The sequence below is a fragment of the Bacillus canaveralius genome, from assembly GCF_002860125.1.
Lineage (GTDB): Bacteria > Bacillota > Bacilli > Bacillales > Cytobacillaceae > Bacillus_BJ > Bacillus_BJ canaveralius.
Window position 1 is genome coordinate 1 of the sequence record NZ_PGVA01000097.1, and the last position, 4,076, is coordinate 4,076.

The window sequence follows — 4,076 nt, forward strand, 5'->3', positions numbered from 1 at the left end:
TTCCGCTGCACGTCCCGTTGGATCAATCAGCTTCAGTGGATTATTGTGAACGTAAGAGTATCTGTTCAAGCTTGCAGGAATGTCTTTCCAACCTGTGAAGGTGTCCATCGTGGTGAAGCGGCCTTCATTCGGGCTGTACCATCTTGAGCCGAAATCGATCATGCCTGCTTTCGCGTCATACGATTTGCCGGTGAACCCGACGGCGTTGTATGGTGCCGCCATATGGCTGAACAGGTTGCCGAACGCATCATAGCTGTACGATCCCCGTTTTTCTCCGCTGCGGTCGGTCACATCCAGGATGTTGCCGAGGGCGTCTTCATGGTAATACAACAGTCCGCCTTTTGACTGGACATTGCCTTCGTACTCTTCCTGCTTCCTGCCGTGATAACCGAACGTCTTCCGGGCAATCGTGTGGTCTGCGCCCTGGTAATACTGGGCGAGCGGCTGTCCATGTTCGCCGTATTCTTTGAACACATCCAGTCCGTCATACAGATACTGGGTGGTTTCCTCATAAAGCGGTTTGCCCTTCCACTTTTTCAGGCTGTTTTTCTCTCCGTCGTACCACTTGCCCCAATCGTCCCATTCATCCCAATCTTTCCAATCATCCCGGTTTCCCCAGCTCCAGCCGTTACCTTTCTTGGAAAGGTGATAATAGCCCTGGGTTCTGGAGGCTTTTCTTCTGAGCGCGTCATACTCATACTCGACTTGCGAGCCGTCCGGGTAGTACACGCCTTTCAAGCGGTTGTCGGTCGTGTAGTCATACTTGATCGTGCCTTCCCTTGTTTCCTTTTCAACGAGGTTGCCGTTGGCATCATAGAAATACTTCTTGTCGCCGGCTTCCACGAGTTCGTTTAATTCATTATAACGGTATTTCGTAATTTTGCCGTCTTCATTTTGTTCAATCCGGTTGCCTGCCTCATCATATTGATACTTCGCTTTCCGGATCGACTTCTTCACATAGTCCGGCTTTTCATTCCTAGTGAAAAAAGCACTCGTTGCGACTTCGCATCGAATGCTCTGTATTATCTTCTCCATGCTAATAAACAAGGAGCCTCTCAAGGAATGCAAACTAGTTAGTATAACCAAAACCAAATAGAAATATACAAAGTTACGTTCCGACAGTTCCTCTGTTTACTTATTAGCTTTTATGGGTCAATTTCATAATTTCCCAACTGATCGAGTATATAGAAATATTTAAAGAATAATATTTTCACAGAAAAAACCTCAAGAATGTATGTACACTTGAGGCAAATATAATGTCTTTTATATTTTGTTGTTAATCTTCTCCCCTAAAACAGGCGCAATGTGAGGAACTTCGTCTAATTGAAAGCTAAACAAATTTAGTTGAGTCTCAATGAGTTCTAAAACATCATAGTAGGCATAATTTGCGCCTAGCCTAAAATGTTTATCCTCCAAACTCTTATTACTGTCTGATATGAGAGTTTGATTATACTTTTCTTGCACCTCAGAAATAATGTCAATTAAAAAATTTTTCATTTCGATTGGCACGTTTTCTATCTCCTTTTGTTTCGTAGTAAGCATGGAACACTGGATTCCTTGGCAGTTTGCTTCCCTTCGCTACCTGCACCTGTTGTAATGCTAGGTTGTAAAATAAAGCGTTAGCGCCCGATTTCCCTGTTTGCTTTTTTGTTCCTTGCCTTTCCCACCAGAGCCAAAATAAACAGGCGCTATCCCCGAAAATCGCGCTAATTTGTTGGCATTCGGAAAGCGTCTAACGTCGCCAATTTCTGCAATTAAGGCTGAAGCTGTTACGAGGTCAATCCCTGGCATCGAATCTAACTGAAAGTCTAATAAACTCATTAACTCTTTTAATTCTCTTTCCACATAGCTCATTTCCTGCTTTTTAAACGAAATATCTCGGACGATGCTTCTCACTAGAAAGTCACGTGTTTCTTGATGTTCTTTTCGCTGTGTGTCCATCTTCTTTCATCAGCTTCAATATTTCATTCGCTTTTTTCACTGAACATGTATTGTTACTGGCTTCTAATAAAAAAGTGGTCAATTTCTTCACACTTACACCGTCTAAACTTAAAGGTGACGGGTATTGTTTCCAAAAAGCCAATGCCGTTTTTCCATCTACTTCTGAGAAAAACTTCTTATAGCTCGGGTAATGATGGCTCAATTGAATATGCAGTTGGTTTTTTAAAGCACCTTGAGCTTTCACCAATGCATTTCTTCTAGTGACCAATTGTTGTATCGACCAAAATAAATCATGCGGTTTCGCGTCAGGCAAATGGTTCAGTTTGTTCAACAAAATGCGTGCAACACATTCCGCATCCCAGCTGTCACTTTTTTGTGTGGTCATATGGCTTTTTCGTTCAGCGTATGAAAGAGCTGGGTTTACTTCTTTTACAATTTGCCCGTGATCTGCTAAATACTTCGCTAACGCTCGTCCATAGCCTCCAACATCTTCTAAACCAAATACAGGTGTCAATCCTTCTTCCATCAGTTTATCATTATCCAGTAAAAACATAGAGAAGGCGGCAGGTTTATTTACAAACTTTATTTCACCTAGTTTCTCCTGCCAACAATTAATAATCACTGCCACATGGTGTTGTTTATGCAAATCCACTCCGACATACAAATGTTTCTGTTTTTCATGCATTTTCTCATCCCCTATTCAATAAAAATGAAAATGCCGGCAACCTTAGTTCGAGCGTTCACCTTACAGTGCGCATTGGTACGAAAGCCTATCCATTTTCACCGTTTCAAAAGAACTTATAAGAAAATGAGCCCTTTTTTTAAGTAAACTTTTAAATTATTGCTTCATGTTTCCCATTTGCTTGTATATGTCCGTATGTATAAATCCCTTGATAAAAGCTTTCTCGGTCTAAAATGCGTTTCACTTGTACTTTGGTAAACATTTTACCTTGCGTTGTTTGATAACCTTCCTCATTCAATGTTTCTGCCAACCTAGTCAGTGACCATTTCCTATGTAGCTGTTTAAGTTCAAACAACCGTTTAACTACTTCTGCATGACCGTTATGTATCTTTAGTTCCTTTTCACCTTTCTGCTTTTGGTAGCCAAATGTTGCCCTTCCTCCTGCATAACCACCTTCCTTCGCCTTTTTATTTCTCCCCTTCGTTAGTTTGAGGGCAATTTCAAGCCGTTGATATTGGTCTAATAACTCCATTAATCCATTGACCAAAAAAATCATTTGGGTCTTTCTTATGAATACTGTAAAATGGCTGTTCTATGCTTTTAATATCACATCCATATTTTTTCAACTCTCGCTGTATCAACACCTTTACAATATCTGACCGCCATAATCGGCTTGTATTCAGCACAACCACATAATCAATTTGGACAGACGAAAGGTGAGCCAACATTTCCTGTAAGCCCACCCTGTCAATTTCCAGTGCTTCCTCATTTAGTTTGGCACCGCTAATTCCTTCTTCTCTAAAAATATGTATCAAGTTCCAGCCTTGTTCTTTACAATATGCTTTGATTTCATCTTCTTGATATTTCAAGCTATATCCATCTCTTGCTTGCCCTTGAGTGGAGACTCGTATATACCCAACAACGTTCAACTTTTCACCCTCCCGTTACGAAAATTACAATTTATGTAACGCTTTTTAAACGAATAGCGAGTATTATACGACCGTCTCTAGTAAAAATACAACCAAAAAATTATTTGCCCTTTGCAATAAAACAACACTCTCTCACATTGCACATTGTTTTTCGCCACGAGCTTTGTCATTCTCGTTAGTTTATTGCCTGTGCCATGTTATTACTACCCCTGCCATATAAAATGTCATCTCGCCCAATTCTCACACTTTTCTTCCTAGCCCAGTATTAAAATAAAACTCCATGATGGTACTACTATCATGAGCTCTCAATTCTCAAACACAATCATTTTCGTTTTGTCCTGCTCAAATCATCCTTATTTTCCTTTTTGTTCACTTTTCCTTATGTTCCTGTATTATTTTTGTAGAGTAGAAAACAGGAATTAGATATTGTCTTCTTGTCCTCGGGTTTCAGGGTGTTCCACCTTACTAAGCCAGACAGGGAGACAATTCCTTTTCCTGCTCCCCCTCATCAAACCGTACGTGAG

General features: G+C 40.8%; 2 protein-coding genes and 2 pseudogenes. All 4 read right to left on the bottom strand.

Features of this window, described 5'->3' with window-relative positions; translation table 11 throughout:
• A partial coding sequence (locus CU635_RS22830) for an RHS repeat domain-containing protein (RefSeq protein ID WP_180960025.1) occupies positions 1-1,047 on the bottom strand: 1,047 nt, incomplete at its 3' end.
• A 216-nt stretch (positions 1,048-1,263) separates the two neighbouring features.
• Positions 1,264-1,509: a hypothetical protein gene (locus tag CU635_RS22835; protein WP_142382840.1), complete on the bottom strand. Its 246-nt coding sequence runs from the start codon at positions 1,507-1,509 to the stop codon at positions 1,264-1,266.
• 13 nt (positions 1,510-1,522) lie between these two features.
• Positions 1,523-2,626: pseudogene (locus CU635_RS22840) on the bottom strand (IS110 family RNA-guided transposase); the annotation flags it as partial.
• A 148-nt stretch (positions 2,627-2,774) separates the two neighbouring features.
• Positions 2,775-3,552, bottom strand: a pseudogene (locus CU635_RS22845) (recombinase family protein).
• Positions 3,553-4,076 lie beyond the last annotated feature (524 nt).